We start from the raw sequence: 25,609 nt of genomic DNA, 5'->3' as shown, positions 1-25,609 counted from the left end.
CCAGAGAGGTGGAGGTCAGGCGTCGGTGTCAGCGGCGTGCAGCGCGCGGGCGGAAGTGCCGTTCAGCTGGGCGAGAGTGCGCAGGCACTTCCGGCAGGTCACGTGGCTGATGATCGTGGTGACATTGACGTCGTGGCGACCTTTCTCGCACGGGGTGATGCCCTCTGGGGTGGCCACGTGGACGTCAGCGACCCGGGTGTCGTCGTCAGAGAGCAGCGGCAGGGCGCGGACGGCGTCCATGACGTCGGCGCACTTCTCGGCGGCCGGGCGCTTGTCCGTGAGTCGCGGCCAGTGCCGTGCGACCTCGTCCGCGGACCGCTCGCGCATAGAGCGTGCGGTGCCTGCGACCAGCTGGTCGGTGCCTCGCTGGTGCTTCTCCAGATCGGCCACCCGGGCGTGCAGGCGGTCGACCTCGGCGAGAAGCGCGGGGATGTCCTGTCGGGCGGCGGCCAGGAACCACATGTCCTCGGTGCGCGGCCCGTCCGGGTCGTGGAAGTCGCGGGAGTCCTCCACGATCACGGTGCAGTCGCCGGGGGTACCTGACGGGTAGTCGGTGCGGATCGTGCCGCCGTCGGAGGTGACATCCCACGGCCCTTCGGTGGCGGCTTCGGCGCGCTCGCGGATGGATTCGATGTCGATGGTCATGGCGTTGGTCGTGCTCATGTGCGCTCCTCAGCGTCAAGGTGGTCGATCTCGCGGTCATACGGGTTTTCGGTGGTGCCGGGCTGCTCCACAGCTCTCCTCAGGTGTTGACTTTGCGGAGTCGGGCGTTCTCCCGCTTCAGCCGCCGCACCTCCCCCTCCAGCCGCTCCCGGGCCTGGAGGTTGTCCCAGTGCTTGCGCGCGAGGAATCGGGTCAGCGCCACGACCGCCCACTCAGCGGCCTTGTTGATCTCCGCCTCAGACGGCGGCATGGGCGGCGCCTCCGGCATGCGCCCGGATTCGAGTCCGGCGCCGACTGCTTCGCGGACCTTGAGGATCAGGTCGTGCTTTTCCTCGCGGGTGATGTCCACGTGTGTCTCCTTCGAGGGGTGGGCCGGGGCGCACGCGACGCCCCGGCGGTTCGGGTTCTACGGGCGGACGACTGTCAGGAACTCCTGGAGGTCGGCGATGGTCGCGTCGCGCTCAGCGAGCCGCAGCGCGTCCCTTTCGGCTTGGATCTGCGCCCGTGCCTCGGCCAGGGTGCGGCGGGCCTCAGCGATGGTGAGTCGCCCGTTGGCGATGTCGGGGTCGGTGGCGCCCTCGTGCAGGGCGGCGCTGGCGTTCGCGATGGTTTCGGCGATGTTCACGGGTTCTCCTTGCTGTGGATACGGTGGTGGCGCGGGCCCCGGGTGCTTCCTTCATCCGGGGCCCGGCCTCACGTGCGGGTGATCGTGGACCCGTCCTCCAGCGGGGCGAGGACGATGCGCTTCCCGTCCGGGGTCTGGATCACGTAGTGGTGCAGGCCGCCCACCTCGTAGGCGTCGACCACACGGCCGGTGAGGGTCGCGGTCACCTCCGCTCCGAGCGCGAGACCGGCGCGCAGCGTGTCCTGGGCGTCAGCGAGACGGAGCACCAGAGCCCCCTTGGGCGGGTTGACAGTGTTTTCACGCAGGCCCATGAGGCGCTGTGCGGCCTTCGCGATCGACAACTCAGCGCCGACCAGACCTCGGGTGGGGACGGTCATCGCTTCTCCGTCAGGTGGCGGTGGGCGGCGCGGATCCCGGCCCGCGCCTTCGTTTCGGTCGGCCACACGTTCGTGGCGGGGGCGATGAGGGCGCCCCACTCGATGAGGTGTCCGGCGGGGGTGCCGTCGACCAGGTGTGCGCGGTACTCGGTGTGGGTGGTGGTGGATCCGAAGTCGTTGGGGATCTGGATGGGCTCGTAGTAGCCGACGACGGGGCTGGTGGCGGATCGGGTGGCGCGGACGTACACGCGGCCGGTGAGGGCGTTCTCGGCGTCGGCGTGGGTGGTGTATTCGCCGACGGGGATGTAGCCGTTGCCGTCGGTGGTGAGACGGGCGGCGATGTGGGTGCCGTCGCGGGTGGTGCGGATGGAGCCGATTTCGGTGCCGTGGGTGTCGTGGACGAGGGTGAGCGCGGGGGCGGTGGTGGTCACGGGGCCTCCAGTTCGTTGTCAACTTTGTTGGCGAACACTTGTGACATTAGTGGGGGCATCCTCTTGTGTCAACAAAGTTCGCAATGTAAGTTCGCAACATGAGTTGTGGAACGATGAAGCCCATGGCCAAGAACGAGATCGAGCGCCTGCGCAAGCTCCGAGAGGAGTACGACCGGGCCCGCGAGGCGCTCCTCAGGGGCATCGACGAGGAGCTAGAAGAGCGCGACGGCAGGGATCTTTCGCTGATCGGTCGGTCCGTGGACTGGTCGCGCGAGTACATCGGGAAGCTGAACAAGGCCCGCTTGGAGCGCAAGCGCAAATAGCTGTCCCCGTTGCCGTTAGCCCGCCTGTGTGCGGGCTTTTCGGCGTGCGTCACCACCGCTCGTCCACGGGCGCGATCGACACCAGATCAGCGGCGTCGCCCTCGTCGTTCGTGCGGAGCATCCGCTCGATGCGGGACCGGTAGGCGCGGCGCACCTGCTCCTCGTACTGCGCGACCTGGCTGATCTGCGCTGCGGTGGCGTCGGTGGGGACCAGGTGCGCGGGGTGGAACAGGTCGTAGTCGTGTCCGTGCTTCACCGCTCGCCTCCTGCGATGATCAGCGCCGCCGCCCACAGGCACGTGTGGTGGAGGGCCTGGTCGACGTGCGCGCCGCCGCCCCGTGTGCGGAAGTCGGCGCTACCGGTGTGGTCCATCCAGAGGCGGACAGGCCACCTGCGGTCGATGACGGCGTGCGAGGCGGCGGACAGGATGACTCCAGCGAGAACACGGGACGGGCGGAGCTTCAGTCCGAGCGCCCGGTTGGCGACGAGCAGACCAGCGGCCTGCACGGCGTGGTACGACGCGACGTGTCCGGCGAGAGCCCGCCACGACTCGGACTCGGAGCACACCACGTCGCCGCGGTCGTCGGGGCCGGGTTTGCATGCGGCTTGGTGGTCGGTCTGGGCCAGGTAGTCGCCGACGTGGTGCATCGCGGTGAGGGTGGCGGCGACGGCGGCGAAACGGGAAGCGGTGGTCATGTCCCCTCCTTGGGGGTTGGGCCCGCCGTGACCGGACTCGGGTCAGCAGCCACGGCGGGCAGAACAGGGGGTCAAGCGGCGGTCGTCATGGTGCGGGGCTGCGCAGCCGGATCGTCGATATCCACGCCCTCCCACGCCTCAGGCAGCGGCCACCCGCCCATCGCGGCAGCACCCAGCGGCTCCCGAGCCACGTCCCCCACACGAGCGAGCACGACCGGGTAGGCGTCCGCGATCTTCTTCGCGATGTCCTCACGCACCACATCGATCTGTCCCGCACGAACCTTCGACAGGAACGACTCGCTGACGCCCGACAGCTGGGAGTAGAGCTTCAGGCGGCGCCCGACTGCCGACGACGACTCCAAGCGGCGGCGCGACCCGGAAGCGTCGATCCGGCGCACGGGGTCCTTCTTCGGCTTCTTCTTCGGTTTCGGTTTGGGTGTGGCCTTGGCCGACAGGCGCTCCCGGCGCAGCCGCTTGTTGCGCTCCCAGGTGCGCTCGTCCTCGGTCATGCCACCCCAGATGCCGTTCTGAGCGATGGGAGGCAGGCTGAGGGCGTAGTCGAGGCAGTCGGAGAGGACGGGGCAGGCGGCGCAGATCTGCTTGGCGTCGCGGATGCGGTTCATCTGGTCGTCGAGGCGTTCGCGGTCAGGGGCGAAGAAGAGGTCTTCGTCGCCTTTGCATGCGGCGTGGTCTTGCCATGCCCATGAGGTGGGGTCAGCGATGAGTGCCGACCCGGCGCGGGCGGTGCGGATGTGCTTCACCGGGCCACCTCCTTCACGATCAGGTCGATGCGGGTGCCCGCCGGGTCCTTCTCACCAGCGCGGAAGGCCACGGAGACGAGTCGAGACGAGTCGTCGTCAGCGATGAGCTGGGCGTCGACGATGCCGTCGATCGCGGCCTTCACGGTCGGCTGGAGGTTGTGCGGGTCGAAGCGCCTGTTGGTCTTCGGGTGGACGATCGCGGTGATTTCCACGGCGGCCATGGGTGCCTGCCGGAGTGCCCGGGTGGCCCATGCGGCGGTGTCGCGGATGGCTTTGGTCTTGCGGGCCTTCGTGGCCCAGTGGAGGCGCTGGTTCGAGTTGAGGTAGGGCATGTGGGGCAGGGCGACGGTGACGACCCGGCCGGTGGTGGTGTCCATGCGTGTCTCCTTCGGGGTGGGCCGCTCCCGTGCCCCCGCAACGGGAGCGGCCCTAGGGGTGGTCTAGATGCGCTGCTGTGCGAGGCGTGCGGCCTCAGCCATCACCGCCGGGACGCCGTACCGCTTCATGGCGTCGCGGAGGGTCCGGGTCAGATCGGAGTCACGCGGGGCTGGGGTGTCCTCGATGTCCTCGGCGGGCTCGTCGTCGTGCACGAGCGTGAGCGGCCCGTACTGCGACAGCACGTAGCCGTAGGAGCAGACACCGCCGACCTCGTCCATCAGGTCGTCGCCGTGCGATCCGGGTACGGTCTCCCAGATGTCGCCGTCGCTATCGCGGTACCGCATGGGCTTGCTGCTCATCGGGGGTCTCCTGACGGTCGCAGGGGCCAGTGGAAAGGCTCGGAACGCCGCCACTCGTGGTAGCTACCGAACGCGCTATACCGGGTGCCGTGGCCGTCCTTCGGGTGTCCGCAGAACCCGCACGGGGACAGAGGCACGGGCATCGGGGCGGGCTCGGGTTCGTCCGGAACAAGCTGGGTGCCACGGCGGGCGATCTCCTCCACCCGCGACATGCGCACCTCAACCGGGTCCGACAGGTGGAACGCGATCTCAGCGGCTTCACGCGCGCCCATCACCGGTCACCGCCCGTCGACGACACGAACGCCATCTCCGCGCGCTGAGCCGAGAAAATGCTCCGGCCCACATCCACACGGGTGTGCAGCGTCTTGATGTGCGCCTGCTGCATCTTCACCGCCGACTCAGCCAGCGACCACGTGCGCCACAGGCCATCGGCTTCCAACCACGCCTGCTGCTTGCGGTCCTCCACGCTGCCGTTGGCCTCACGGAACACCCGCGCGAACTTCGACTTGAAGTCCGCTTCGGCATGCACCCGCATCTCGTCCAACTCCCGCAACCGGTTCACGGCGGGGGCCAGCTCACGGGACAACTCCGACAAGGACACGAAGGTCTGTGCCAACTCCGACATCAGAACGGCCCTCCAACGCTGTCGTCGGCGAGCAGGTCACCGAAGATGGGCATGTCGGAGAACGGGCGCTCCGAGAACGGGCCCTCAGGGGCCGGGGTGAACGTCGGCAGATCCTCGCCGTCGGACCGGGGCTCGGGGGCCTTCGGCTCCGGCCACTCCTCCGCCGGAGCAGGAGCAACCGCGTGAGCGAGCGGACCGCCGATCTCCCCCAACTCCCCCGCCTGCCACGCCGCGACCACACGGGCAGCGGCTTCCTTGGTGGGGGTGTACGCGAACTTCCCGGTCGGGGCAGCGGTGGTCACCTCAGCGACCTTGACCAGCTCCCCCGTTTCGGGGTTCACCACGCACCCGTCGTCGTCGGGCTTGAGCGTCTTGAGCCACCCGGGGCGCACCGTGGTGGTGAACGCCTCCGGCTTGCGCTCCCGCAGGAACTGGAGCACCGTCGGGTCCTCCAGCGCCGCCGGGTCGACGGTCTCGGTGATCTCGGTGGGGGCGACCTCGGCGGCGAACGCGCGGACGGCGTCCTCGTCCCAGGACACCTCGCGGGCTCCGGTCTTGATCGCGACCGTGCCGATCTCGGTTCCGTCGGGCAGGGTCACCGTCAGCGACTTGACCCCGGCGTCGTTGCGCAGCCGCGCGAACTCGGCTTCGGCTTCGGCGCGGACGTTGCGCGCTTCGGTGGTGATGGCGTCGGACAGCACCCGCAGGGCTGCGACGCGAAGGGCATGGTTCGTCATGGCGTTCCTCCTCAGGCGGCGCTGTTGGCGGGAGCGGTGAGCTGGCGGGCGCGCTGCTTCATCCGCGCGGTGAGGCTGTTCGCGTTCGCGGTCGTGAGCCCCTGTTCGGAGGCTTCCTTGACCCGCGCCCACAACCGGTTCAGCTCGTCCGTGGTGGCGGCGGCGTCGATCAGCCCTTCGACCTGGGCGACGAACTCGCGCTCCTCCGGGGTCGCGGGCCTCTCGCGGGGAGGTGCAGGCTGGGAGCGGTCCACGACAGGGGAGTCCTTGTCACCGTCGTCAATGTCCTCGGTGGGGATCATGAGCGCCTGCACGAGCCCGTACTTCAGCGCCATGGACATGGCCTTGCTGGTGGACTTGTCCTGTGCGTCAGCGGCCTCGCCCCACACGACGATGTCGGTGTACGAGCCGTCCTCGATCGCCGTGAAGCGGTAGCGGACTTCGAGCGAGGTAACGGTCATCTTCCCTGCGGAGGACACCTCGCGAGACAGGACAGTCGGCAGGATGGTGACGCCGACTTTGACCTGAGCTGCGTGGACGTGCTTCATGACGGCGTCGATGCCACGGAAGTTGTACCGGTGGTGCGTGTTGATGTCGTCCTTGCCGATGGCTCCGACGGTCTGCATGAGCTCGATGAGCTTGGTGTGAATGACGCCGGGGGTGGTGGTCTCGGTCATCAGAAGTCCTCGCCGTCTGCGTCGCTCAGGTCGATGGGGAACGGGTGCTGGTCGCGGATGTCGTCGCGGTCGGGCAGGACGCCACGCACAGCGCGGTTCCAGTCCTCGACCCACTCGTCGTGCCGGTCAGCGGTGTCGTCCTCGCGGTCCTCCTGCGGGCCAGCGATCTCGGACGTCGCACCGAAGATCCCCATGAGCCCGTCGTCCGCCGCGGCGATCTTCCGCTGACAGAACGCCTCCATGGACGCGTCCGGGGCAGCGCCCACCGGGTCCTCGTCCGCCTCAGCGATCTCCCACAGGTCCGTGCCATCGGTGAGCACCGCGACCAGCTCAGCGGGCAGCCCGTCAACGTCCTCCGGGACCATGGACCCCTCGGACGCGGTTTCGATGTCGCGGAGGTCAGCGGTGCCACGCGACCCGGCGAGCGCGAGCGCCCACCCGGCGTCCTTGTGCAGCTCCGAGAACTCCTCCACGTGCCCGTCACCTTCCAGGCCGGACCGGTAGCAGGCCTCCATCTGGTCGAGGTGGCGGCGGGCGACAGCGAGGAAGTCGGCGAAGGTCATCTGGTCGAACGTCTTGTCAGCCACGGGGCACCTCGCAGGTCTTGTCGTGGTCCACGGCGTGCTCGGCGGTCTGCGTCGGGTCCACGAACAACCCGAAGTGGCGACCGCACTGGGTGTGCGTGTAGCCGAGGTGGTCCTCGTCCATCCGCCACACACGGACGTCATGGGCGACAGGCAGCGTCGCGTGGTAGCGGGCCTCAGCGGCGGCCTCGCCACGGTGCGAACGCACCATCCGGCGAGCCTCAGCAGCAGCGGTCTCCGTAGTCACAACGCCACCTCCGCACCGAGAACCTGCACCGACGCGCCCACGGACACACCCGACACATCTCGGTAGCTCACCGACATCAGCCACCCGCCGCCCTGCCGGGGAAGCGTGCGCACCCGCTCATCGAGGGCCGTCGCGAACGCGTCGATGAAGTCCAGGCGGGTCTGCCGGTCGGCCTCATGGGTCAGGGTGAAGTACACCGACGGACGCCCGAGCTGCCAGTTGTTCACCGACACGACCAGGTGCTTGTGGTACTGCCACTCGCCCAGCTGGAGAGTGACCTCCCGGGCGAGGTCCATCAGCCGTGTCGCGCTGATGGTCAGGGTGTCGCTAATCTGAATCACGGCACTACTTCCTTTCAGTTGGGGTGCCATTGCCCTCACCGGGGTCAGCTCCTGGTGGGGGTCTTTTCATGGGGTCAAGCAGCGCGGTCAGCGCGCTTCGCGTGGAGAGTCGGCGCGACCATCCGCCGTAGCGCTTCCAGCGCTTCCGCAGAGATCGGCGGAGCCTTCGCCGCATCGGCCAGAGCGTGCGTCCACGTGTCACGGTCGATCCCGGGGGGCGGGTCGGACTCCAGCCACGCCACGTACTGCTCCAGAGGGATGCCGGTCTTCTCGACCAGGTCGCGGATGCGCTCGGCGATCTTGGGGTCCTCGATGAGGCGTTGGGTGATGCTCACGCCGCGTCTCCTTCCTCGGAGCTGATCCACAGCTCCTCCGCGTCCAGCTCCAGCGCCCTTGCGATCGGAGCGAAAGTTGTGGGACTGGGCTGGTAGAGCTCGTTTTCGATCTGACTGAGGTGGCTCACGGACACCCCGGCCAGATCGGCAAGTGCCGCGAGGGTGAGCCCGAGCTCGTAGCGGCGTCTGCGTGCCTTCTCGGCGTTGAAGCGTTGGGGCATGCGACCAAGCTAGTTCAGATCTGTTCAGATCTCAAGGGCTATGCACGTGCACGGTGAAGATCTTTCCAAGCGAGCCAGGCATAGTTCCTGGTGGACGCTCGGACGCGTGTTCGGTTTACTTCTGATCTCAGACAGTGACCGCTGTCGTCTGTACAGATCTGAACTGAGCTGAAATACTGCACAGCATGAACCAGACTGCCCAGCGCCTAGACGCGCTGATCGACAGGAGGCGACTCGATCGTGGCCTCCGCTGGAGGGACGTAGCCGACACCGTCGGCGTCACACAGACAACGCTCCTGGAAGCCCGCAAGGGCATCCGCATCTCCGACGAGACCGCGTCCGGCATCGAGCGCTTCATGAACTGGAAGCCCGGAAGCGTCACCCGTGTCCTCGACGGCACCGACCCCATCGACCTGGAAGCGGATGTCGACCCCCTCACGGCATCCGCTTCCACATGGGACGGCGAGGTGCGAGCCCCGGAATCCCCGCTCCAGGACAGCGAGCTACTCCGGTGGCGGCAGACGGAACGCGGACGCCTCTACCGCCTCGACGACGGACCACTGAGTGTCGAGTACACCTTCGGTGCCGACGAGGAGCCAGCAGAGGTAGTCGACGACCTGCGTGACCTGCTCGATCAGTACCGCGCGACCACCAGGGCGATGGAGAGGCGGCGGGTACGCAGATAGCGCACACGCATGCCCACAGGTGACTACAGAGCGCGACTTTGATAGTCGCGCTCCGTTATTTTACCCAGTAGAGGGAATACCCGGACTTGTGGCACCACGTACCTCAAAAGTAAAGTCAAGGACCGGCCGTAACCCGACGCAAGGGAGCGCCGGAAACCCGGCCGGTAGAGGGGGAGTGCTCTACCTTGACCGCGCACGCACACGCATACGCAAGTCCCATCACCCGATGCACCTACGTAGAGATCGGAGACGTCCCCAGGCCCACAGTGGCCGTCACAGCCCTCATCCGCCACACCGAATGGACCGCACTACGCATCCACCCCGGCTCAGCCGCCCCACAGGTCGTCCAGGAGATAGCCCCAAAGCTCCGCCACGAGGAAGCCTCTACGTGGATCGGAGGATTCCGATTCCCCACCGACCCCGCATCGGTGAGATTCTTCCTTCGCGACCCCATCGGCTTCCTGCTCCGGCACGCACCCGACCTCCTGACCACCCCGTGCACGCCTGACACCGTCCCGGCCCCTCTCCGGATCCCCGGCGCCAGGTACGCCTAACCCCTGCATCCCCTACTACGGTGTGACGCCCTGCTCTTCCAATCCCACAGGGCACCCCACACATCCCCCGCTCAACACGAGGCCCCGGTCTTCCCCCCGGGGCGTTGTTGTGTCAGGGCTCGTCGCCCACCCACGTGATGTGCACATACTTCTGAGGCGGGATGTTCCGCCGACCCGGCCCCACACGCGGCACCACGACCTTGGACGTCAGCACCCGCAAAGCACGACGCTTCTGCTGTACTTCCCAATCCCGCCACGTGCGCAGCACCACCAACGGGTCCGGGTCCGCTAGCTCCACCGCCAGCGGCTCAATCATCTCCGGCCGCATCTCCTGCGCGGCCTTGCTCAACTCGGCTTCTATCCGAGCCTCGTCAGCAGCCGCGAGCCGACGCGACACCCGCCCCGCAGCCACATCTGCGACCAGCTCATCCATCTCCGCGTCCAACGCGGCCTTGCGGGCTTTCGCCGCAGCCACCTGATCCGACGACCTACTGTGGGCCCGAAACGCATCCAACGCATCAGGCCGGGAGAACCGAGCTACGACCAGCGCCTCCACTGCCTCGTCCAAGAACGCCCCTGTGCGGGAAACGCACGCCGCCTTGGCCCCCTGGTACAGCCCCACGCACCGATACGCCCACCCATGTGGCGACTTCTTGTTGGGGTTGGGGTACACCCATGCTCCGCACACTCCGCACTGGCCGATCCCACCCAGAAGCCTCTTCGCGGAGCCATCCCGCGGCTTCGTTACCTTGGGCGCTCCCCGAGACAAGCTGTTCAGCCCGGACTCTGATGCCGACGGAGCCGAGGCCAGAAGCTTCTTACGCATCTGCCACCAGGCCGCTTCGTCCAGCACCACCCCCTCGACCTCGGTGCCGTCGAAGATTGGATCGTGGCCGCCCCGATCCAGAACAATCTTGCCCCTGTGGGACCGTTTCCCGATCAGCGAGGCCCGCAGCAGCAGCTGCTTGACAACTTGGTAGCGCCACCCCGCTTCGCGCTGAGGCCTGCCGGTGCGCTCGTCCACCACCGGGTTGCCGTCCTCGTCCAGGACTGGGGCGCCAGCCACCCGGCCGGTCGCGGTTGGCACTTGGCGTTCGTTGAGGTCCACTGCGATGGTTTTGAGGCCCCATCCGGACAGGTAGCGCTGTGCCATCTCCCGCACGTACTTCGCTTCGGGCTCGTAGACGACCCTGTGCAGCAGCTCGCCGGTTTCGGGGTCGTACTGATGGCGGAACCCGTATCCCCAGTGCCCGTGTACGCCGCCGCGTTCGGCGTTCGCTGTGGTGTCGCGGTTGACTCGCTCATGCGTCCGGTCGGATTCGAAGACCGCGTCGATCATCTGCTGGTTGAGGTGTTTCATGTGGGAGGGCTTGCGCGGGTCCCACACGTCTTCCTCGAGGGCGATGAGGACGCCTTTTTCCTTGCAGGCCTTTGCGAGCTTGGCCCACACCTCCAGGTCGCGGGTGCCTCGGCTGATCTCGACTGCCCACAGGATGTCGGTGCGCCCAGCAGAGATGTCCGCTTCGACTTTGGGCCAGTCTTCGCGCTCCCGGGAGGCGTACCCGGACGCGCTGCGGTCGTTGTCGGCGTACTGGCCCACGACGTTCCAGACGTGGTCTGTGGCGACCTTCCGTCCGATGGCGAGCTGCGTGTCCACGGACCTCTGCCGTCCGTGCTTGCGGCGGTCGCTGGATACCCGGGCGTACAGGGTGACGCGCGGACTACGATCGGTGAGATGTGGGTGGTCTGCCATGCAGATATCATAGACAGGAGAGCGTGGTCTATGTAATAGTGTCGTGGAACTCGATGTACCACGCGATGCACGCCCGCGAGGACCAGCGTCCCTTCTCCCTGCCCGTCCTGCGCCGGATCGCCTCCTTCGCCCGGCCACACACGCGCCAGCTGGCCTGGTTCGCGGCCCTGAGCGTGGTCACCGCCGTCCTGACCGTGGCCTCCCCGCTCCTGGCCGGACGGGTCGTCACCACCATCACCGACGGCGGCCCGCTGGAACCCGTGCTGTTCCTGGCCGGGCTCATCGCCGCCGTCGCGGTCCTCGAAGCCGCTCTGGGGCTGGTGGTGCGCTGGCTCTCCTCCCGGGTCGGCGAGGGGCTCATCCTGGACCTGCGCACCACCGTCTACGACCACGTCCAGCGCATGCCGGTCGCCTTCTTCACCCGCACCCGCACCGGCGCCCTGGTCAGCCGCCTCAACAACGACGTCATCGGCGCCCAGCGCGCCTTCAGCGACGTGCTCTCCGGAGTGCTCAGCAACCTGGTCACCCTGGTCCTGGCCCTGGGCGTCATGCTCGTCCTGTCCTGGCAGATCACCCTGCTCGCGCTCGTGTTGCTGCCGCTGTTCGTGGTGCCCGCCCGCCGCATGGGCGCGCGCCTGGCCAGGATCGAGCGCGAACGCACCGTCCACAACGCCGCCATGGGCACCCAGATGACCGAGCGCTTCTCCGCGCCCGGCGCCACCCTGGTCAAGCTCTTCGGCCGCCCCGAGGAGGAGTCGGCCGAGTTCGCCCGCCGCGCCGGACGGGTCCGCGACATCGGCGTGCGCACCGCGATGGTCCAGGAGGTCTTCTTCACCGCCCTGACCCTGGTCTCCGCGCTCGCCCTGGCCCTGGTCTACGGCCTGGGCGGGTTCTACGCCCTGACCGGCCGCCTGGACGCGGGCACCGTGGTGTCCATGGGCATGCTCCTCACCCGCCTGTACGCCCCGCTCACCTCCCTGGCCAGCGCCCGGGTGGAGGTGATGAGCGCCCTGGTCAGCTTCAGCCGGGTCTTCGAGATCCTGGACCTGCGGCCCCTGGTGGAGGAGCGGGAGGAGGCCCGCGAGGTCCCCGCCGGGCCGGTGTCGGTGGAGTTCGACGACGTCTCCTTCGCCTACCCCTCCGCGGACAGGGTGTCGCTGGCCTCCCTGGAGGAGGTCGCCGCCTTGGACACCGCCGAGCAGCGCGAGGTCCTGCACGGAGTGTCCTTCCGGATCGAACCCGGGCAGACGGTCGCCCTGGTGGGCTCCTCCGGCGCGGGCAAGTCCACCATCGCCCAGCTGACCCCGCGCCTGTACGACGTGGACTCCGGCGCCGTGCGCCTGGCGGGGACGGACGTGCGCGACCTGTCCTTCGCGTCGGTGCGCGCCACCTTGGGCATGGTCACCCAGGACGGGCACCTGTTCCACGAGACCGTGCGCGCCAACCTGTCGCTGGCCCGGCCGGAGGCCACGGAGGAGGAGCTGTGGGACGCGCTGCGCCGCGCCCGCCTGGACCAGCTCGTCGCCGCCCTGCCCGACGGGCTGGACACGGTGGTCGGCGAGCGCGGGTACCGCTTCTCCGGAGGCGAGCGCCAGCGCCTGACCATCGCCCGCCTGCTGGTGGCCGGACCCGAGGTGGTCATCCTCGACGAGGCCACCTCGGCCCTGGACTCCACCTCCGAGGCGGCGGTGCAGGCCGCCCTGGCCGAGGCCCTGGAGGGACGGACCGCGCTGGTCATCGCCCACCGGCTCTCCACCGTCCGCGCCGCCGACGCCATCCTGGTCGTGGAGGCCGGACGGATCGTGGAGCGCGGTACCCACACCGAACTGCTGGCCCGGGGCGGCCGCTACGCCGAGCTGTACCGGACCCAGTTCGCCACCGACGACTCCGCGGACGACGTCGCCGACGACTCCGCGGCGGTCCCGGCCGGACAGGCGGTGCCCTAGGAAAGGTGCTCTGGGAAAGCCGCGGGGAGGGCTCCGCCCGGAGCCTTCCCCGCACCCCGGGCGGGCGCACCCGAGAGGGACCGCGCCGCCGCCACAGACCCCGTCCCCCGGTGGCGCCACACCGGGGGACGGTTTTTCGTTTGCACTGGTCAGGACACCGGTTCGGACTTCCCGATCAGCTCGTACGGTGCCGCGACGCTCTGGTCGCGGCGGCTCTCAGCGACGGCCCGGGACCGCCCCCAGGCCGGGGCACATCAGATGTGGCGCACCACGCGGGCCGGGTTGCCGACGGCCACCACGTTGGCGGGCAGGTCGCGCACGACCACCGCTCCGGCGCCCACCCGCACCGGGGCCCGTCCCTGTTCCCTCCTCCGGAGCGTGCACGGCGACGAGCGCACCACTGCCGGCACCGCCTGGCACGTCACCCGCTGGTGACAGCTGGCCCTGGAAGTCGTCGAGGACACATGCTCTCCTCGGACGGGGAGGAGCCGCCGAGGGCGATCGGGGACTCCTCCCGCGTGGCCTGCGGATAGCACCGCGGGGACGAACGAGGGTGCCCGCGTCCCGGGGGACATGGGCACCACGACCACGGCCGGACCGCATCAGTCCAGGCAGAACTCGTTGCCCTCGGGGTCGGCCATCACGATGAAGCCGGTCTCCATCGGCGGCTCGGGCTCGTAGCGGCGCACCCGCGTCGCCCCCAGCGCGAGGAGCCGTGCGCACTCGGCCTCCAGCGCCGCCATCCGCTCCTCCCCCAGCAGCCCGGGAGCCGCGCGGACGTCGAGGTGGAGGCGGTTCTTGGCGACCTTGTCCTCCGGCACCCGCTGGAAGAACAGCCGTGGGCCGTTCCCCTCGGGATCCTCGATGGCCGACCTCGTGTTGCGCTGGTCCTCCGGTACGCCGACCTGCGCCAGGAAGGCGTCCCACGCGGCCAGCGGGTCGGCGCCCTCGGGCAGGTCGGCCCCGGGCGGTCCGGGGTGGACGTAGCCCAGCACGTCGCGCCAGAAGGACGACAGCGCCCGAGGGTCGTGGGCGTCGAAGGTGACCTGGACGTCGGGGCTCATCGGTTCGCTCCGTTCTCGGCGGCTGCCGTGTGCAGGTAGAGGTCGCGCAGCAGGCAGACCTCGGACAGATGATGGATCAGCTCCCGGTGGATGTGCAGTACCAGGTCCGCCATGGGCGCCTCGGGGTAGGGCTCCTTGTCACCGACCGGGGTCCGCAGCGCGGCCGCGTCCAGGCCCCGCACCCCGGCAAGCCACACGTCGACCTGGGTTTCGAGCTGGTCGAGCGCGTCCGCCGCGCTTCCGGCGTACTCCCACGTCTCGTACGAGGCCGCCGGTGCGCCGAAGTGCGACGCGTTGCGCATGGCGAGCACGCCGACGATGACGTGGCCGAGCCGCCAGGCGATCGTGGTGAAGGGCGCGGGGTCCGGCTCCGGGAAGGCGAAGTCGATCGTGAAGTCCCCCGAACCGCCCTGCACGGGCGCCGTCGAGCTGCCGCGCGGCCGCACGTTCCAGGAGCGGGAGTCCGGTACCGGCGACCAGAAGTACTCGTCGTCGGTGAGGCCCTCGAAGTGGGGCCGGATGTGGTGGTTCCAGTGGAACTCCCACTGCTCGCGCAGGGTCTGGTTCCAGTCGGGTTCTGTTGTGCTCATGGCGCCACCCTGGCACCCCTGGCGGACAGGATCGGTCCGCTATCTCTGGCAGGGTGGAACGCATGGACACGGCAGGCGGCGACGAACGCGGTACGACGGAACGGGTGCTCACGCTGCTCGGGCTGTTGCAGCGGCGCCGGGTCTGGACCGGCCCCGAACTCGCCGACCGGCTCGGGGTCACGCCGCGCACGGTACGGCGCGACGTCGACCGGCTGCGCGCGCTCGGCTATCCGGTGCACGCCAGCCAGGGGGTCGGCGGCGGCTACCAGCTCGGCCCGGGCCAGGATCTGCCGCCGCTGCTCCTGGACGACGAGGAGGCGATCGCCACCGTGGTCTCGCTGCTCGCCGGAGCGGGTGGCGCGGACGGAGTGGACGGCGGCGCGGGTGACGCCGCGCTGCGGGCGCTGACCAAGCTCGACCGGGTGCTGCCCACCCGGTTGCGCGACGAGGTGCGCGCGCTCTCCGGCTCGGTGGAGTCCTTCGGCTCGGGCCGCACGCCGGTCGACCCCGAGGTGCTCATGACGCTGGCCAGGGCCTGCCGCGACGAGGTCGAGGCCGGTTTCGACTACCCGTCCAGGAGCGGGGTGCGACGGCGGCGGGTCGAGCCCCACCGCCTGGTCGCCTCCGAACGGCGCTGGTACCTGCTCGCCTTCGACCTCGACCGCGACGACTGGCGCAGCTTCCGCGTCGACCGGATGAGCGGTGTGGTCGCGCGGACCTGGCGCTTTCACCCGCGCGCGGCCCCCGACGCGGCGGCGTACGTGCAGGAGGGCGTGGCCAGCCGGGTCTACCCGCGCCAGGCGCGCTTCCTCGTGCACGCGTCAGCTGAGACGGTGCGCACGCAGATCCCCGCGTCGGCGGCGGTCGTGCGGGGGCGGGGCAGAGGGCGCTGCGAGGTGCTCAGCGGCGCCCACGACCTCGACTTCGTGCTCATGCACGTGCTCCTGCTGGGACACGACTTCGAGGTGCTCGACCCGCCGGAACTGGCGAGGCGCTGCCGTGTGCTGGCGCGAGGACTGCTGTCGGCCGGTGCGGCGGCCCCCGCCGAGCTGGACAGTGAGGAACCCGAACCCTGAGCGGTCGGCCGTGAACTGAGCGGCCCGTGCCCTGGCTCCACGTTCCTACGCGCGCCTCGGGGCGGCGCAGTAGGCCGCCAGCACCGCCGCGCCCCACAGCGCCTGCGCCGCGAGCAGCGGCCCGGTCACCCCGGTGGCGAACGCCAAAAGCGCGGGCAGGCAGCCGAGCACGGCGACGTCGGCGCCGGTCAGCGCCCACACCACCGGTCCCAGCGGCACCGGGCCCAGGGGCGTGTCCATGACGGGCATCGTGTGCTCGACGGGGCGGCGCCGGGCCAGCCGCAGCGCCCCCGCCGCCAGCGCCGGAGCGCACAGCGGCCCGAGCGGCCAGAGGAGGCCGCCGGTGCCCGCGAGGTCCAGCCCGGCCAGCGCGAGGGTCAGCCAGAGGCCGCCGAGCAGGGCGGGCAGCACCGCCCGTGCCGCCAGGAGCGCGCGCGGACCGGTGCCCAGCAACCGCGCCAGCGCCGCGTCCCCGGCATCCCGGCGCGCCCCCGCGGTGCCCGTCGCGGCGACCGCCAACGCGCCCACGGCGAGCACGGCCAACGCCCCCACCGCTCCGGTTCCCGCCCGCGCGGCCAGCAGGGGCAGGACGGTCGTCGCAGCCACCAGTGCCAGGAGTCCCGGCCGTCGCGCCAACCGCCGCCAGTCCAGCCAGGCCACCGCGGCCGCACCGCGCAGCCGCGACGGCCAGGCGCGCGAGCGCAGCACGCGTGAGCGCCAGTGCGCGTCCTCGGCGATCCAGGTCAGCGAGCCCGGGTCCATGACCAGGAGCGCGCCCGCCGCGAGTTCCGCCCGGGACGAGGCCTCCAGGACCGCGCGGGCCGGGATGCGCGCCAGGGCCGTCCAGGCCCGCCACGCCAGAGCGGCGGCCACCGCGGCCGACGCGGACGCCGCCCCGACCCACGCCGACACGGGAGCCGACGCGACGCCCACGAGCACCCCCCGCCCCGGGCCCGCGCCCATCACCGACACGGCGGCCGCCGCGACCACGAGGGCGACGAGCAACGCGACCAGCCGGTCGTCCCAGGGCTGCGCCGCCTGCGCCAGCACGGCCGTCGCCGTTCCGCCCAGCGTCCACGACACACCCAGCACCACGGCCGCCAGCAGCCGGAGCGCCAGCGCGTCGGGTGCGCCGAGCGCGCTCAGCAGCGCCAGGCCGAGAACCGCGCCGACAGCGGCGCCCACCAGGGCCAGGGCCAGCAGCGCGGGGGCCAGCACGCCGCGGCGCGGCAGCGGCGAGAGCACCAGCCACGCCGCGTCCGCCGCCGACACCGCCACCGGCCCGACCGCGCGCGCAAGTGTCAGGGAGGCCGCCAGCAGCAGCGCGACCAGGGCCAGGCCCGCACCCGCCCGCGCCGGGTCGACCTCGCTGGGCACGGCCGAGACGGCGCGGCCGATCAGCGGGGACACCGTCACCACCAACAGTCCCAGGGCCAGCAGGATGACGTAGCGGTCGGACCAGCTGCGGTGTCGACGGTTCCGGGCCCGCACGAACGCCCGGACCTGTGCCGCCCCCACCCGCGTCGCTCCTACCTGGGCCGCCCCGTTCACGCGGCGGCCTCCAGGGCGACGTGGCGGGCGTCCTCGGCGAACCGCGGGTCGTGCGTCACCATCACCACGGTGCCGCCGTCCGCTGCGTACTCGGCGAGCAGCCCCGCGAGCCGTCCCCGGAAGGCGGCGTCGAGCCCGCGTTCGGGTTCGTCCAGCAGCAGCAACCGGCTCGGCCGCAGCAGCGCCATGGCCAGGGACAGCCGCTGGCGCTGCCCGGTCGACAGCGAGGACGGGGCCCGGTCGGCGCAGCCGGACAGCTCGAACAGCTCCACGGCCGCCGCCACCTCCAGCCGTCCGGGGCCGTGCACGGCGCGCATCAGCTCCAGGTGCTCCCGCACGGTCAGCCCCGGGTACCAGGTGGGCTCGTCCCCGACCAGGGCGACCTCGCGCCAGAACCCCGGTTCGTCCACGGGAGGACGGCCCAGCACGCTGACGTCACCCGAGGTCCGCTGGAGCCCCGCGAGGCAGCGCAGCAGGGTGGTCTTGCCGACGCCGTTGGCGCCGAGCACCGCGACCACCTCCCCGGGCGCGACCGTGAGGTCGACTCCGCGCAGGACCGGGACGCCGCCCAGCTCCACGTCCACGCCACGGGCCACGATGATCGGTTCGCTCACCGGCCCAGCGTAGGGCTCGGGCCCGCCCGTCCAGGCACGGGCCTGGCCGGGACGGGCGCTTGTCAGCGTGGGCGGTCAGTGCCCCAGGTAGGCCCGCAGGTGGCGGGCGGTGAGGGTGTCGCCCTCCGCCACCAGCTGGGCGGGGCTGCCCTCGAACACGACCCGGCCGCCGTCGTGCCCGGCGCCCGGCCCCAGGTCGATGACGTGGTCGGCGTGCGCCATCACCGCCTGGTGGTGCTCGATCACCACCACCGTGTTGCCGTCGTCCACCAGCCGGTCCAGCAGCGCCAGCAGCCGGTCCACGTCGGCCAGGTGCAGGCCGGTGGTCGGCTCGTCCATCACGTACACCGCCCCGTCGCGGGCCATGTTGATCGCCAGCTTCAGGCGCTGGCGCTCACCGCCCGACAGGGTGGTCAGCGGCTGGCCCAGACCCAGGTAGCCCAGGCCCACGTCGTGCAGCCGGTCCAGGATGGTGCGGGCGTTGCCGCCGGGGAAGAACTCCCGCGCCTCCACCACCGACATCGCCAGCACCTCGCTGATGTCCTTGCCGCGCAGCTTGTGCGTGAGCACCTCGGCCCGGAACCGCTTGCCCTCGCAGTGCTCGCAGGGCGAGGAGACCCCGGCCATCATCGCCAGGTCGGTGTAGATGACCCCGGCGCCCTTGCACTCGGGGCAGGCGCCCTCGGAGTTGGCGCTGAACAGCGACGCCTTGACGTCGTTGGCGCGGGCGAAGGCGGTGCGGATCGGGTCCAGCAGCCCGGTGTAGGTGGCCGGGTTGGAGCGCCGCGACCCCTTGATCGCCGACTGGTCGACCACCACCACGCCCTCGCGTCCGGGCAGGGCGCCGTGGATGAGCGAGCTCTTGCCCGAGCCCGCCACACCGGTGACCACCGTGAGCACCCCGGTCGGGATGTCCACGCTGACGTTCTTCAGGTTGTGCGAGTTCGCGCCGGTGATGGAGATGTGTCCCCGGGGCGCGCGCACCCGCTCGCGCAGGGTGGCCCGATGGTCCAGGTGGTCGCCGGTGAGCGTGCCCGAGGCCCGCAGTCCGGCCACGTCCCCGGTGTAGGTGACGCGCCCGCCCGAGGGCCCGGCGCCGGGCCCCAGGTCCACGACGTGGTCGGCGATGGCGATCGTCTCGGGCTTGTGCTCGACCACCAGCACCGTGTTGCCCTTGTCGCGCAGGCTCAGCAGCAGGTTGTTCATCCGCTCGATGTCGTGCGGGTGCAGGCCCACGGTCGGCTCGTCGAAGACGTAGGTCACGTCGCTGAGGCTGGAGCCCAGGTGGCGCACCATCTTGACCCGCTGCGCCTCCCCGCCCGAGAGCGTGCCCGACTCCCGGTCCAGGCTCAGGTAGCCCAGGCCCACCTGCACCAGGGACTCCAGGGTGTGGCCGAGGTTGTCCAGCAGGGGCTTGACCGAGGGCTCGTCCAGGGAGCGCACGAACCCGGCCAGCTCGTCCACCTGCATGGCCGAGCACTCGGTGATGGTGCGCCCGGCGACCTTGACCGACCGGGCCCGGGCGTTGAGGCGGGCGCCCTCGCACTCGGGGCAGGTGGAGAAGGTCACCGCGCGGTCGGCGAAGGCGCGCACGGCCGTCTGCATCTTCTCGCGGTCCTTGGCCAGGTAGGTGCGCCTGATCTTGGGGACCAGCCCCTCGTAGGAGAAGGAGTTGGTGCCCACCTTGACCTTGGTGACGGGCAGGTGCAGCAGGGTGTGCCGCTCCTGGTCGGTGTAGTCGGCCACCTTCTTGTCGGCGTCCAGCAGGCCCGAGTTGACGAACACCTGCCAGTACCAGCTGCCCACCCCGTAGCCGGGGACGGTGATCGCGCCCTCGTTGAGCGACAGGTCGCGGTCGACCAGCTCGTCCACGTCGATCTGGTTGGTGCGCCCCAGGCCCTCGCACTCGCCGCACATGCCCTCGGAGTTGTTGAAGCTGAAGGCGCTGGAGGGCTCCAGGCGCGGGGTGCCGACCCGGCTGAAGACGATCCGCAGCATGGCGGCGGCGTCGGTGGCGGTGCCGACGGTGGAGCGGGAGTTGGCGCCCATCCGCTCCTGGTCGACGATGATCGCCGCGCTGAGGTTGCGCAGGCTGTCCACGTCGGGCCGCCCCAGGCTGGGCATGAACGACTGGACGAAGGTCGTGTAGGTCTCGTTGATCAGGCGCTGGGACTCGGCGGCGATCGTCCCGAAGACCAGGGAGGACTTGCCCGAGCCGGACAGGCCGGTGAAGACGCTCAGCCTCCGTTTGGGGATGTCCACCGAGACGTCGGCGAGGTTGTTCTCCCGGGCTCCTCGGACCTGGATGGTGTCGTGGGTGTCCGCTGTGGTGGGGTGGGAAGACACACTGCTCCTCAGGAGTCCTTATGGCGTAAGCTGATGGCTGGAGAACGTTAGTTTATAGCGTAAGGAGATGCAAGTGGTGGTCTACGCCGGGCAGGGTGACGCCCGTCGCACCATGGAGCTGCTGTGGCGGTCCCGCGGCGGGGACAGCGCCCGGACCGCCCCCGGCCCCAAGCCCGAACTCAGCGTGGACCTGGTGGTGGAGACCGCCATCGCCCTCGCCGACGCCGAGGGGATGCAGGCGCTGTCCATGCGCGCGGTGGGCCAGCGCCTGGGGCGCACCGCCATGTCGCTGTACACGTACGTGGCCAGTAAGAACGAACTCGTGGAGCTGATGTACGACCACGTCTTCGCGGAACTGGCCGACGCCGCCGAGGCCGACGCCGAACCAGACTGGCGCACGGCTACGACATCCTGGGCCACCCGGCTGTGGGACTTCTACCTGAGCCACCCCTGGACCCTGGAGGTCTCCCAAGCCCGCCCGGTGCTGGGCCCCAACGAGTACCGGCTGTTCGAGTCGCTGGCCGCGGTGCTGCACCGCGCCGGGCTGGGCCCCACGCAGATCCGCAGCGCCTACGGCAACCTGTTCACCCTCGTGCGCGGGCCCGTGCAGATCGCCTCGGAGTCGCGCCGCGCCCCGGAGGTCACGGGCGTGGCCGAGGACGCGTGGTGGTACGAGCGCTCGGCGCAGCTGGACCGGGTCGCCCCGGACTTCGGCGAGCGCTTCCCCGTACTGACCCTGCTGTCGGGCCAGGGCGCCTTCGACAACGAGGACCAGAGCGAGCCCTACCTGGAACAGGAGGCGTGGGAGACCTTCCTGTTCGGGCTCAACGCGCTGCTGGACGGGCTCCAGGCCAGCCTCGGCCCGCGCGGGTGAGCGCGCCGGCCGCCCGTCCCCGGTGGGCGGACGGAACGACCGGCGCGGTTGGGGTCAGAGAACCACCAGGGAGGCGGCCACCGGTGCCGCGTACACCAGCGGGAACGGGATGTGCGCGTAGGAGCGCGCCCGGACCACCGTGACGACGGCCCCGATGAAGTACAGGACCAGGCCGATTCCCCCGCCAGGGAGCCGCTCGGCCGGTGGCTGTGGGCGCACTGGCGGCCTCACAGGCCCAGCGCCGCCCGGAGCCCGTTCGCCACGCAGGTCATGGTCGCGAAGCTGAGCGCTCCCTGGTCCTCGATGAGATCCTCGCCGTCCAGCAGGGTGACGTCGTCGCACATGACCCGTCCGACGAAGGGGCGATCGGCGGGTCCCAACGCCACGATCGTGGTGGTGGGAGTGCGCGGTGTCGTGGTCAGCCGTACTGCCAGGCAGTCCCCCAGCGCCCGGTTGCGGTGGTTGTTGGACACGACCACCCAGGGTTTGCGCCCGAAGCCGATGTCGGCGGCGTAGACCCGGCCTCGCACCGGAACCAGCGGCGCCATCAGTCGGCCTGCTGGCGGCGGCTGACACGACCGCGCATGGCCGCTCTGGCCTCCCTGTCCTCTCTGGTGTCCTCCTGGGCCATGGCCGCGTACTCCTGGGCCAGGACCTCTTGTGCCACAGCGGTCCGACCGGCCTCCAGCAGGGCCGCCAGGGCCGTGCTCTCCGACAGCTCGCCTTCGGGCAGCCCGCCCACGAGACCGGAGACGGCACGGCGCTCGGGGGTCTCGGGGTGTTGGATCCGCTCCGCCAGGCAGGCGGCGTTCGCCCGCACCGGCACGGACTTCCTCTTCTTGGTTTCCATGACTCACATTATGCGGCAGAAAGTGATGCAGATGGCAGGGATTCGCGGCAGAAGTCTCCGGGACGGACGCTGATCACCGAGGACGGGCGAAGGTGATGATCTCCGCGCTCGCGTCGGTGAGCGGGCTGCGGTCCCAGTAGCCGTACTGCGCGCTCACCTCCAGCCCGGCCTCGGCCAGGAAGCCGTTCAGGGCGTCGGCGTCCAGGAAGCGCAGCGTGCTGCGACTGCTCCCAGGCCTGTCCCAGCCCTCGACGCGGTAGTCGGAGGAGATCGCCCTCCACGCTCTCCAGCCGGTGGACACAGGTGGCCCTACGCCCTCCGGGGCCGTCCACGGTGCGCACCCGTTCGGGGTTCCACGCCTCCCAGCCCCGCACGGCCGGGTTGCGGGTCTCGAACACGAACCGGCCGTCATCGGTCAGGGCGCGGCGCACGGCGGCCAGGAACTCCCGCACCTCGTCGTCGGTGAGGAACACCTGGAAGGCGTGGCCGGTCATGACGACCAGGTCGAACTCGTCCTCGTAGGGACCGCCAGCCTCTCCGTCGTAGGGGCCGTGGACCAGGTCTCCGAGGGTCCACTCGACGTCGTCGCGGTCGCGCCGCCCGACCTCCAGCATCGCGTCGGCCGGGTCGAGGCCGACCAGGCGCCCGGTGTGGCCGCGCTCGCGCGCCACCCGATGGAGCTTGCCCGTTCCGCAGCCCACGTCCAGGACGGAGCGGGCGTCCATGACCAGGTCGAGGTAGAAGTCGTCCTGGGATGAGCACCGCCAGAAGTTGAAGTAGTCGTAGAGCGCGGCCATGTCCGGGTTGGAGAAGTGTCGGTCGACCATCGGGCCATTGTGGCCGACCGCTCCCCCGCCGTCACCGGGTTTCGCGTGACCGCGAACACGCAGCGCAACCGTGCGATGGCACCGCTCCGTTCTCACGGTGTCGGGTCCGGCGCTGCCAGTCGGAGCCCCTGCCACAACCGGTCGATCGGCGCTACAGGGTCTTCGAGAGCCGCACCCCCGAGGCGGTGTAGCCGCGCCGGGTGTAGAAGGCGTGGGCCTCGGTCCGGCGGGGCGGGACGAAGTACACCGGGCCCTCCTCGGACTTAGGCGGTCGTCCGGGTCCGGCCAATACCGCCAACTCCGCCCGCGACCCGGGTCCACCTGCGAGCATGGCCCCCATGACCACCACCGCACTGCACTACCGGGACGGCGCGTGGGCGCCGGGACCCGACCCCGTCGACGAAGCGTGCGACACCCAGACCGTCGAGGAGGACTGGACGGACTGCGTCGCCCGCGCCGGGTTCAACCAGCGTCCGTTCGCCGAGTACGGCGGTCCCTGCTCGTCCTCCTACGCCCAGCTGTTCAGCGGCGTCGACGGCACGACCTTCTTCATGCACATCGCCCACGGCGGTTTCGGACAGCACCTGTACTTCCACTCCGTGGTGGACGCCCTGGACCACGCGGCCCGCTGGGCCCCGGCGTTCGCCCTCCAGAACGACGACCCCGAACTGGCCTCGCCCGAGGTCGGGGCCGCCTCGACCGTCCCGAGCTTCGCCGGGGACTTCGACGAGGAGGAGTTGGCCAAACTACGGCGGTCCCCTCATCCCTGATTCCGGTCCGGAGTCAGGTCCGCCAGGGGCGATCGCGGTCGCGGCAGTTCCGACCGACCGTGTGCGACCGTGCGAACGGGCGGCACCACCGTGCGCGGTGGTGCCGCCGACTCACAGGGGCGCCGGGTCTCATGTGAGGCTGTAGCTCACCCGCCTCGTCTCGATGAGCGTGGCCCCCTCCGGCAGCGGCGGGCTGTTCTCGGCGTCTTCCTCTCCCAGGACCCGAAGCCAGATCCCGCTGTCGTGGGCGTAGGGGTCGAGTCGGTCGATAGCCTCCCAGAAGCCGTACGGCAGCGGAGCGCAGGTGCAGGCACAGGAACGCTCGTTGTAGGTCGGGGTGAAGGGCGAGACGCGACCGGCCAGCGGCATGCCGTCCTCGTCGGGCTCACCGCCCCGGATCACCTGCACGACCTCCGTGTACAGCTCACTGCTGAACACCGTTGATGACGCCATGGAGTCTTCTCCCTACGTAGAGGAGGCGGCACCCGGCAGGGGTGCGCTACCGACTCCAGTATCTATGTGTTCAGGCACAATCGTAAGGAGTTATTGTGTTCGAGTCGAAAAATTTGCGGCGGTGTGCGCCGCTACGATCAGCAAGGCACGAACACTCTGCCTGGAAGGGGTTTCCGTGACTGGTGGGCACTCGCCCGGAGTTCGACGGCGACGGTTGTCCGCTGCGCTCAAGCGGCTCAGAGCCGCGAGCGGGATGTCCGCGGCCGAGGTGACCAAGCGGCTGGGCTGGTCCTCGGCGACCAAGCTGACCAGAGCTGAGCGCAACGAGTGGAAGTTCCCCAGGCGTGACGAGGTCGAGGCGCTGCTCGATCTCTACGGGGTGGAGGGGGACGATCGCGCTCACCTGCTCAGTCTGACCGAGGAAGCTCGCGGGCGCAGCGATTGGCATGAATACGCTGACCTTTTTCCGGGATCCCTGCCTGACCTGGAGGCCGAAGCCGCCCGAATCCGGACGTACGAGGCCGTCGTGGTTCCCGGCTTGTTGCAGACTCCGAACTACGCGGCAGCGGTTTTCAAGGCTGGTCAGGTCATTCCACTGGAGCAGATCGACCGCAAGGTGGAATCTCGGATGGCGCGGCGTGCCGTCCTCGACGCACCGAGCGGTCCTCGATTGACCGCCGTCATTGACGAACCGGCCCTGCGCAAGGTTGTGGGATCACACGTCGTCATGGCCGAGCAACTGCGCTTCCTCATCGGTATGGCCGCTCACTACAAGGTGTCCGTGCTCGTACTCCCCGATGAGGCAGGGGCGCATCCCGCCGTTGACGGTGCCTTTACGCTGTTCGACTTCCCCAGGCCCGAACCGGGCATAGTCTCCATCCCCACCGTGGTGGAGGCGCTGTACGTTGAGGACGCAGACTACTTCGATCAGCACGCGTTGATCTTCGACGCCGTCCAGAACCTGGCGCTGGACCCCCAGGGATCGCTGGACCTCATCGGTTCCATCGCCGCCGAACACGACAAGCGAGCTTGAACATGTTGCTGGAGTTCCACAAGTCCTCCTACTCCACGGCGCAGGAAAATTGTGTCGAGGTCGCCCAGGTGGCCCCCGCCTTCCGCAAGTCCTCCTATTCCACCAGCGGGGAAAACTGCGTTGAGGTCGCCGAACTGCCCACCGGCGCAGCCATCCGCGATTCCAAGCACCCTGAACTGGGCTTCCTGCCTGTCGGTGCTGGTGAGTGGGCAGCCTTCGCGCGCCTCATGGCCACCGAGGCC

At 70.1% G+C, this 25,609-nt stretch carries 36 protein-coding genes and 1 pseudogene; 8 read left to right on the top strand and 29 right to left on the bottom strand.

Features of this window, described 5'->3' with window-relative positions; genetic code table 11:
* Positions 1–15: 15 nt before the first annotated feature.
* The 5 genes from ACSIH6_RS21645 to ACSIH6_RS21625 form a co-directional block, all read right to left on the bottom strand.
* Positions 16–663, bottom strand: coding sequence for an ead/Ea22-like family protein (locus ACSIH6_RS21645; RefSeq protein WP_435110130.1), 648 nt, complete (start codon positions 661–663; stop codon positions 16–18).
* 79 nt (positions 664–742) lie between these two features.
* A complete protein-coding gene (locus tag ACSIH6_RS21640; RefSeq protein ID WP_435110129.1) occupies positions 743–1,012 on the bottom strand; it encodes a hypothetical protein in 270 nt (89 codons plus the stop codon).
* Positions 1,013–1,069: 57 nt separating this feature from the next.
* Positions 1,070–1,288: a hypothetical protein gene (locus ACSIH6_RS21635; protein WP_435110127.1), complete on the bottom strand. Its 219-nt coding sequence runs from the start codon at positions 1,286–1,288 to the stop codon at positions 1,070–1,072.
* A gap of 68 nt (positions 1,289–1,356) precedes the next feature.
* Positions 1,357–1,665, bottom strand: a complete 309-nt coding sequence (locus tag ACSIH6_RS21630) for a hypothetical protein (protein ID WP_435110126.1) — start codon at positions 1,663–1,665, stop codon at positions 1,357–1,359.
* Positions 1,662–2,096, bottom strand: a complete 435-nt coding sequence (locus ACSIH6_RS21625) for a hypothetical protein (RefSeq protein ID WP_435110125.1) — start codon at positions 2,094–2,096, stop codon at positions 1,662–1,664. The genes ACSIH6_RS21630 and ACSIH6_RS21625 overlap by 4 nt, the downstream gene beginning before the upstream one ends.
* A 122-nt stretch (positions 2,097–2,218) precedes the next feature.
* Here ACSIH6_RS21625 and ACSIH6_RS21620 point away from each other — a divergent pair, with 122 nt between their 5' ends.
* On the top strand, positions 2,219–2,419 hold the full coding sequence (locus ACSIH6_RS21620) for a hypothetical protein (protein WP_435110124.1): 201 nt from the start codon (positions 2,219–2,221) through the stop codon (positions 2,417–2,419).
* A gap of 49 nt (positions 2,420–2,468) precedes the next feature.
* On the opposite strand, the gene ACSIH6_RS21615 is transcribed toward ACSIH6_RS21620, so the two are convergent.
* The 13 genes from ACSIH6_RS21615 to ACSIH6_RS21555 form a co-directional block, all read right to left on the bottom strand.
* The gene (locus tag ACSIH6_RS21615) at positions 2,469–2,675 is read right to left on the bottom strand and encodes a hypothetical protein (protein WP_435110123.1); all 207 of its coding nucleotides are present in this window, start codon (positions 2,673–2,675) and stop codon (positions 2,469–2,471) included.
* Positions 2,672–3,115, bottom strand: a complete 444-nt coding sequence (locus ACSIH6_RS21610) for a hypothetical protein (protein WP_435110122.1) — start codon at positions 3,113–3,115, stop codon at positions 2,672–2,674. The genes ACSIH6_RS21615 and ACSIH6_RS21610 overlap by 4 nt, the downstream gene beginning before the upstream one ends.
* A gap of 71 nt (positions 3,116–3,186) precedes the next feature.
* Positions 3,187–3,876: a WhiB family transcriptional regulator gene (locus ACSIH6_RS21605; RefSeq protein ID WP_435110121.1), complete on the bottom strand. Its 690-nt coding sequence runs from the start codon at positions 3,874–3,876 to the stop codon at positions 3,187–3,189.
* A complete protein-coding gene (locus ACSIH6_RS21600; RefSeq protein ID WP_435110120.1) occupies positions 3,873–4,253 on the bottom strand; it encodes a hypothetical protein in 381 nt (126 codons plus the stop codon). Before ACSIH6_RS21600 ends, ACSIH6_RS21605 begins: the two co-directional genes overlap by 4 nt.
* Positions 4,254–4,316: 63 nt before the next feature.
* The gene (locus ACSIH6_RS21595; RefSeq protein ID WP_435110119.1) at positions 4,317–4,613 is read right to left on the bottom strand and encodes a hypothetical protein; all 297 of its coding nucleotides are present in this window, start codon (positions 4,611–4,613) and stop codon (positions 4,317–4,319) included.
* A gap of 271 nt (positions 4,614–4,884) precedes the next feature.
* Positions 4,885–5,238: a hypothetical protein gene (locus ACSIH6_RS21590; RefSeq protein ID WP_435110118.1), complete on the bottom strand. Its 354-nt coding sequence runs from the start codon at positions 5,236–5,238 to the stop codon at positions 4,885–4,887.
* On the bottom strand, positions 5,238–5,975 hold the full coding sequence (locus ACSIH6_RS21585) for a hypothetical protein (RefSeq protein WP_435110117.1): 738 nt from the start codon (positions 5,973–5,975) through the stop codon (positions 5,238–5,240). Before ACSIH6_RS21585 ends, ACSIH6_RS21590 begins: the two co-directional genes overlap by 1 nt.
* 11 nt (positions 5,976–5,986) lie before the next feature.
* Entirely contained in the window at positions 5,987–6,652 is a 666-nt protein-coding gene (locus ACSIH6_RS21580; RefSeq protein WP_435110116.1) for an ERF family protein, read from the bottom strand.
* Positions 6,652–7,239 (bottom strand): hypothetical protein, encoded by a 588-nt coding sequence (locus ACSIH6_RS21575; RefSeq protein ID WP_435110115.1) that lies wholly within the window; start codon positions 7,237–7,239, stop codon positions 6,652–6,654. The genes ACSIH6_RS21580 and ACSIH6_RS21575 overlap by 1 nt, the downstream gene beginning before the upstream one ends.
* Complete coding sequence (locus ACSIH6_RS21570; RefSeq protein ID WP_435110114.1) at positions 7,232–7,483, bottom strand: hypothetical protein; 252 nt, start codon at positions 7,481–7,483, stop codon at positions 7,232–7,234. Before ACSIH6_RS21570 ends, ACSIH6_RS21575 begins: the two co-directional genes overlap by 8 nt.
* A complete protein-coding gene (locus ACSIH6_RS21565) occupies positions 7,480–7,824 on the bottom strand; it encodes a hypothetical protein (protein WP_435110113.1) in 345 nt (114 codons plus the stop codon). The genes ACSIH6_RS21570 and ACSIH6_RS21565 overlap by 4 nt, the downstream gene beginning before the upstream one ends.
* Before the next feature lie 74 nt (positions 7,825–7,898).
* Positions 7,899–8,159 (bottom strand): hypothetical protein, encoded by a 261-nt coding sequence (locus ACSIH6_RS21560; protein ID WP_435110112.1) that lies wholly within the window; start codon positions 8,157–8,159, stop codon positions 7,899–7,901.
* On the bottom strand, positions 8,156–8,380 hold the full coding sequence (locus ACSIH6_RS21555; RefSeq protein WP_435110111.1) for a helix-turn-helix domain-containing protein: 225 nt from the start codon (positions 8,378–8,380) through the stop codon (positions 8,156–8,158). The genes ACSIH6_RS21560 and ACSIH6_RS21555 overlap by 4 nt, the downstream gene beginning before the upstream one ends.
* A gap of 185 nt (positions 8,381–8,565) precedes the next feature.
* Here ACSIH6_RS21555 and ACSIH6_RS21550 point away from each other — a divergent pair, with 185 nt between their 5' ends.
* On the top strand, positions 8,566–9,066 hold the full coding sequence (locus ACSIH6_RS21550; protein ID WP_435110110.1) for a hypothetical protein: 501 nt from the start codon (positions 8,566–8,568) through the stop codon (positions 9,064–9,066).
* Positions 9,067–9,732: 666 nt separating this feature from the next.
* Here the strand turns inward: ACSIH6_RS21550 and ACSIH6_RS21545 are convergent.
* Entirely contained in the window at positions 9,733–11,373 is a 1,641-nt protein-coding gene (locus ACSIH6_RS21545) for a recombinase family protein (protein ID WP_435110109.1), read from the bottom strand.
* A gap of 65 nt (positions 11,374–11,438) precedes the next feature.
* Here ACSIH6_RS21545 and ACSIH6_RS21540 point away from each other — a divergent pair, with 65 nt between their 5' ends.
* A complete protein-coding gene (locus ACSIH6_RS21540) occupies positions 11,439–13,319 on the top strand; it encodes an ABC transporter ATP-binding protein (RefSeq protein WP_435110210.1) in 1,881 nt (626 codons plus the stop codon).
* A 602-nt stretch (positions 13,320–13,921) separates the two neighbouring features.
* Here the strand turns inward: ACSIH6_RS21540 and ACSIH6_RS21535 are convergent.
* Both ACSIH6_RS21535 and ACSIH6_RS21530 read right to left on the bottom strand, forming a co-directional pair.
* Positions 13,922–14,383: a VOC family protein gene (locus ACSIH6_RS21535; protein WP_435110108.1), complete on the bottom strand. Its 462-nt coding sequence runs from the start codon at positions 14,381–14,383 to the stop codon at positions 13,922–13,924.
* Positions 14,380–14,973 carry a DinB family protein gene (locus ACSIH6_RS21530; protein WP_435110107.1) on the bottom strand — a complete coding sequence of 198 codons (594 nt, stop codon included), beginning with the start codon at positions 14,971–14,973 and terminating at the stop codon, positions 14,380–14,382. The genes ACSIH6_RS21535 and ACSIH6_RS21530 overlap by 4 nt, the downstream gene beginning before the upstream one ends.
* A gap of 62 nt (positions 14,974–15,035) precedes the next feature.
* Between ACSIH6_RS21530 and ACSIH6_RS21525 the strand changes: the two genes are divergently transcribed.
* Positions 15,036–16,049 carry a helix-turn-helix transcriptional regulator gene (locus ACSIH6_RS21525; RefSeq protein ID WP_435110106.1) on the top strand — a complete coding sequence of 338 codons (1,014 nt, stop codon included), beginning with the start codon at positions 15,036–15,038 and terminating at the stop codon, positions 16,047–16,049.
* A 45-nt stretch (positions 16,050–16,094) separates the two neighbouring features.
* Here the strand turns inward: ACSIH6_RS21525 and ACSIH6_RS21520 are convergent, their stop codons facing one another.
* From ACSIH6_RS21520 to ACSIH6_RS21510, 3 genes are all read right to left on the bottom strand, one after another.
* On the bottom strand, positions 16,095–17,567 hold the full coding sequence (locus ACSIH6_RS21520; RefSeq protein ID WP_435110105.1) for a DUF6297 family protein: 1,473 nt from the start codon (positions 17,565–17,567) through the stop codon (positions 16,095–16,097).
* Positions 17,568–17,596: 29 nt separating this feature from the next.
* Positions 17,597–18,214, bottom strand: a complete 618-nt coding sequence (locus tag ACSIH6_RS21515; RefSeq protein ID WP_435110104.1) for an ABC transporter ATP-binding protein — start codon at positions 18,212–18,214, stop codon at positions 17,597–17,599.
* A gap of 75 nt (positions 18,215–18,289) precedes the next feature.
* Positions 18,290–20,560 (bottom strand): ATP-binding cassette domain-containing protein, encoded by a 2,271-nt coding sequence (locus ACSIH6_RS21510; protein ID WP_435110103.1) that lies wholly within the window; start codon positions 20,558–20,560, stop codon positions 18,290–18,292.
* Positions 20,561–20,633: 73 nt separating this feature from the next.
* Here ACSIH6_RS21510 and ACSIH6_RS21505 point away from each other — a divergent pair, with 73 nt between their 5' ends.
* Positions 20,634–21,434, top strand: a complete 801-nt coding sequence (locus ACSIH6_RS21505; RefSeq protein WP_435110209.1) for a TetR/AcrR family transcriptional regulator — start codon at positions 20,634–20,636, stop codon at positions 21,432–21,434.
* Positions 21,435–21,488: 54 nt separating this feature from the next.
* On the opposite strand, the gene ACSIH6_RS21500 is transcribed toward ACSIH6_RS21505, so the two are convergent.
* The 4 genes and pseudogenes from ACSIH6_RS21500 to ACSIH6_RS21485 form a co-directional block, all read right to left on the bottom strand.
* Positions 21,489–21,653 carry a DoxX family protein gene (locus tag ACSIH6_RS21500; protein ID WP_435110102.1) on the bottom strand — a complete coding sequence of 55 codons (165 nt, stop codon included), beginning with the start codon at positions 21,651–21,653 and terminating at the stop codon, positions 21,489–21,491.
* Positions 21,654–21,661: 8 nt separating this feature from the next.
* Positions 21,662–21,982: a type II toxin-antitoxin system PemK/MazF family toxin gene (locus tag ACSIH6_RS21495; protein WP_435110101.1), complete on the bottom strand. Its 321-nt coding sequence runs from the start codon at positions 21,980–21,982 to the stop codon at positions 21,662–21,664.
* A complete protein-coding gene (locus ACSIH6_RS21490) occupies positions 21,982–22,284 on the bottom strand; it encodes a molecular chaperone GrpE (RefSeq protein ID WP_435110100.1) in 303 nt (100 codons plus the stop codon). The genes ACSIH6_RS21495 and ACSIH6_RS21490 overlap by 1 nt, the downstream gene beginning before the upstream one ends.
* A gap of 73 nt (positions 22,285–22,357) precedes the next feature.
* A pseudogene (locus ACSIH6_RS21485) lies at positions 22,358–23,111 on the bottom strand (class I SAM-dependent methyltransferase).
* Between the two features lie 338 nt (positions 23,112–23,449).
* Here ACSIH6_RS21485 and ACSIH6_RS21480 point away from each other — a divergent pair.
* Positions 23,450–23,881 (top strand): hypothetical protein, encoded by a 432-nt coding sequence (locus ACSIH6_RS21480; protein WP_435110099.1) that lies wholly within the window; start codon positions 23,450–23,452, stop codon positions 23,879–23,881.
* Between the two features lie 129 nt (positions 23,882–24,010).
* Here ACSIH6_RS21480 and ACSIH6_RS21475 read toward each other — a convergent pair whose 3' ends face one another.
* Positions 24,011–24,334, bottom strand: a complete 324-nt coding sequence (locus tag ACSIH6_RS21475) for a hypothetical protein (protein ID WP_435110098.1) — start codon at positions 24,332–24,334, stop codon at positions 24,011–24,013.
* Positions 24,335–24,548: 214 nt separating this feature from the next.
* Here ACSIH6_RS21475 and ACSIH6_RS21470 point away from each other — a divergent pair, with 214 nt between their 5' ends.
* The gene (locus ACSIH6_RS21470; RefSeq protein ID WP_435110097.1) at positions 24,549–25,367 is read left to right on the top strand and encodes a helix-turn-helix domain-containing protein; all 819 of its coding nucleotides are present in this window, start codon (positions 24,549–24,551) and stop codon (positions 25,365–25,367) included.
* Positions 25,368–25,369: 2 nt separating this feature from the next.
* Positions 25,370–25,609 (top strand): DUF397 domain-containing protein (locus tag ACSIH6_RS21465; protein WP_435110096.1); only part of this gene is annotated, 240 nt, incomplete at its 3' end.

The organism is Nocardiopsis synnemataformans, from assembly GCF_965343085.1.
Lineage (GTDB): Bacteria > Actinomycetota > Actinomycetes > Streptosporangiales > Streptosporangiaceae > Nocardiopsis > Nocardiopsis alborubida.
This window is presented reverse-complemented; position numbering and strand designations above follow the sequence as displayed.

Coding starts and splice junctions, on each gene's coding strand:
- ACSIH6_RS21645 (WP_435110130.1), bottom strand. CDS start 663: ATGAGCACGACCAACGCCATGACCATCGACATCGAATCCATCCGCGAG.
- ACSIH6_RS21630 (WP_435110126.1), bottom strand. CDS start 1,665: ATGACCGTCCCCACCCGAGGTCTGGTCGGCGCTGAGTTGTCGATCGCG.
- ACSIH6_RS21620 (WP_435110124.1), top strand. CDS start 2,219: ATGGCCAAGAACGAGATCGAGCGCCTGCGCAAGCTCCGAGAGGAGTAC.
- ACSIH6_RS21610 (WP_435110122.1), bottom strand. CDS start 3,115: ATGACCACCGCTTCCCGTTTCGCCGCCGTCGCCGCCACCCTCACCGCG.
- ACSIH6_RS21600 (WP_435110120.1), bottom strand. CDS start 4,253: ATGGACACCACCACCGGCCGGGTCGTCACCGTCGCCCTGCCCCACATG.
- ACSIH6_RS21595 (WP_435110119.1), bottom strand. CDS start 4,613: ATGAGCAGCAAGCCCATGCGGTACCGCGATAGCGACGGCGACATCTGG.
- ACSIH6_RS21590 (WP_435110118.1), bottom strand. CDS start 5,238: ATGTCGGAGTTGGCACAGACCTTCGTGTCCTTGTCGGAGTTGTCCCGT.
- ACSIH6_RS21585 (WP_435110117.1), bottom strand. CDS start 5,975: ATGACGAACCATGCCCTTCGCGTCGCAGCCCTGCGGGTGCTGTCCGAC.
- ACSIH6_RS21580 (WP_435110116.1), bottom strand. CDS start 6,652: ATGACCGAGACCACCACCCCCGGCGTCATTCACACCAAGCTCATCGAG.
- ACSIH6_RS21555 (WP_435110111.1), bottom strand. CDS start 8,380: ATGCCCCAACGCTTCAACGCCGAGAAGGCACGCAGACGCCGCTACGAG.
- ACSIH6_RS21550 (WP_435110110.1), top strand. CDS start 8,566: ATGAACCAGACTGCCCAGCGCCTAGACGCGCTGATCGACAGGAGGCGA.
- ACSIH6_RS21545 (WP_435110109.1), bottom strand. CDS start 11,373: ATGGCAGACCACCCACATCTCACCGATCGTAGTCCGCGCGTCACCCTG.
- ACSIH6_RS21540 (WP_435110210.1), top strand. CDS start 11,439: ATGCACGCCCGCGAGGACCAGCGTCCCTTCTCCCTGCCCGTCCTGCGC.
- ACSIH6_RS21535 (WP_435110108.1), bottom strand. CDS start 14,383: ATGAGCCCCGACGTCCAGGTCACCTTCGACGCCCACGACCCTCGGGCG.
- ACSIH6_RS21530 (WP_435110107.1), bottom strand. CDS start 14,973: ATGAGCACAACAGAACCCGACTGGAACCAGACCCTGCGCGAGCAGTGG.
- ACSIH6_RS21525 (WP_435110106.1), top strand. CDS start 15,036: ATGGACACGGCAGGCGGCGACGAACGCGGTACGACGGAACGGGTGCTC.
- ACSIH6_RS21495 (WP_435110101.1), bottom strand. CDS start 21,982: ATGGCGCCGCTGGTTCCGGTGCGAGGCCGGGTCTACGCCGCCGACATC.
- ACSIH6_RS21490 (WP_435110100.1), bottom strand. CDS start 22,284: ATGGAAACCAAGAAGAGGAAGTCCGTGCCGGTGCGGGCGAACGCCGCC.
- ACSIH6_RS21480 (WP_435110099.1), top strand. CDS start 23,450: ATGACCACCACCGCACTGCACTACCGGGACGGCGCGTGGGCGCCGGGA.
- ACSIH6_RS21475 (WP_435110098.1), bottom strand. CDS start 24,334: ATGGCGTCATCAACGGTGTTCAGCAGTGAGCTGTACACGGAGGTCGTG.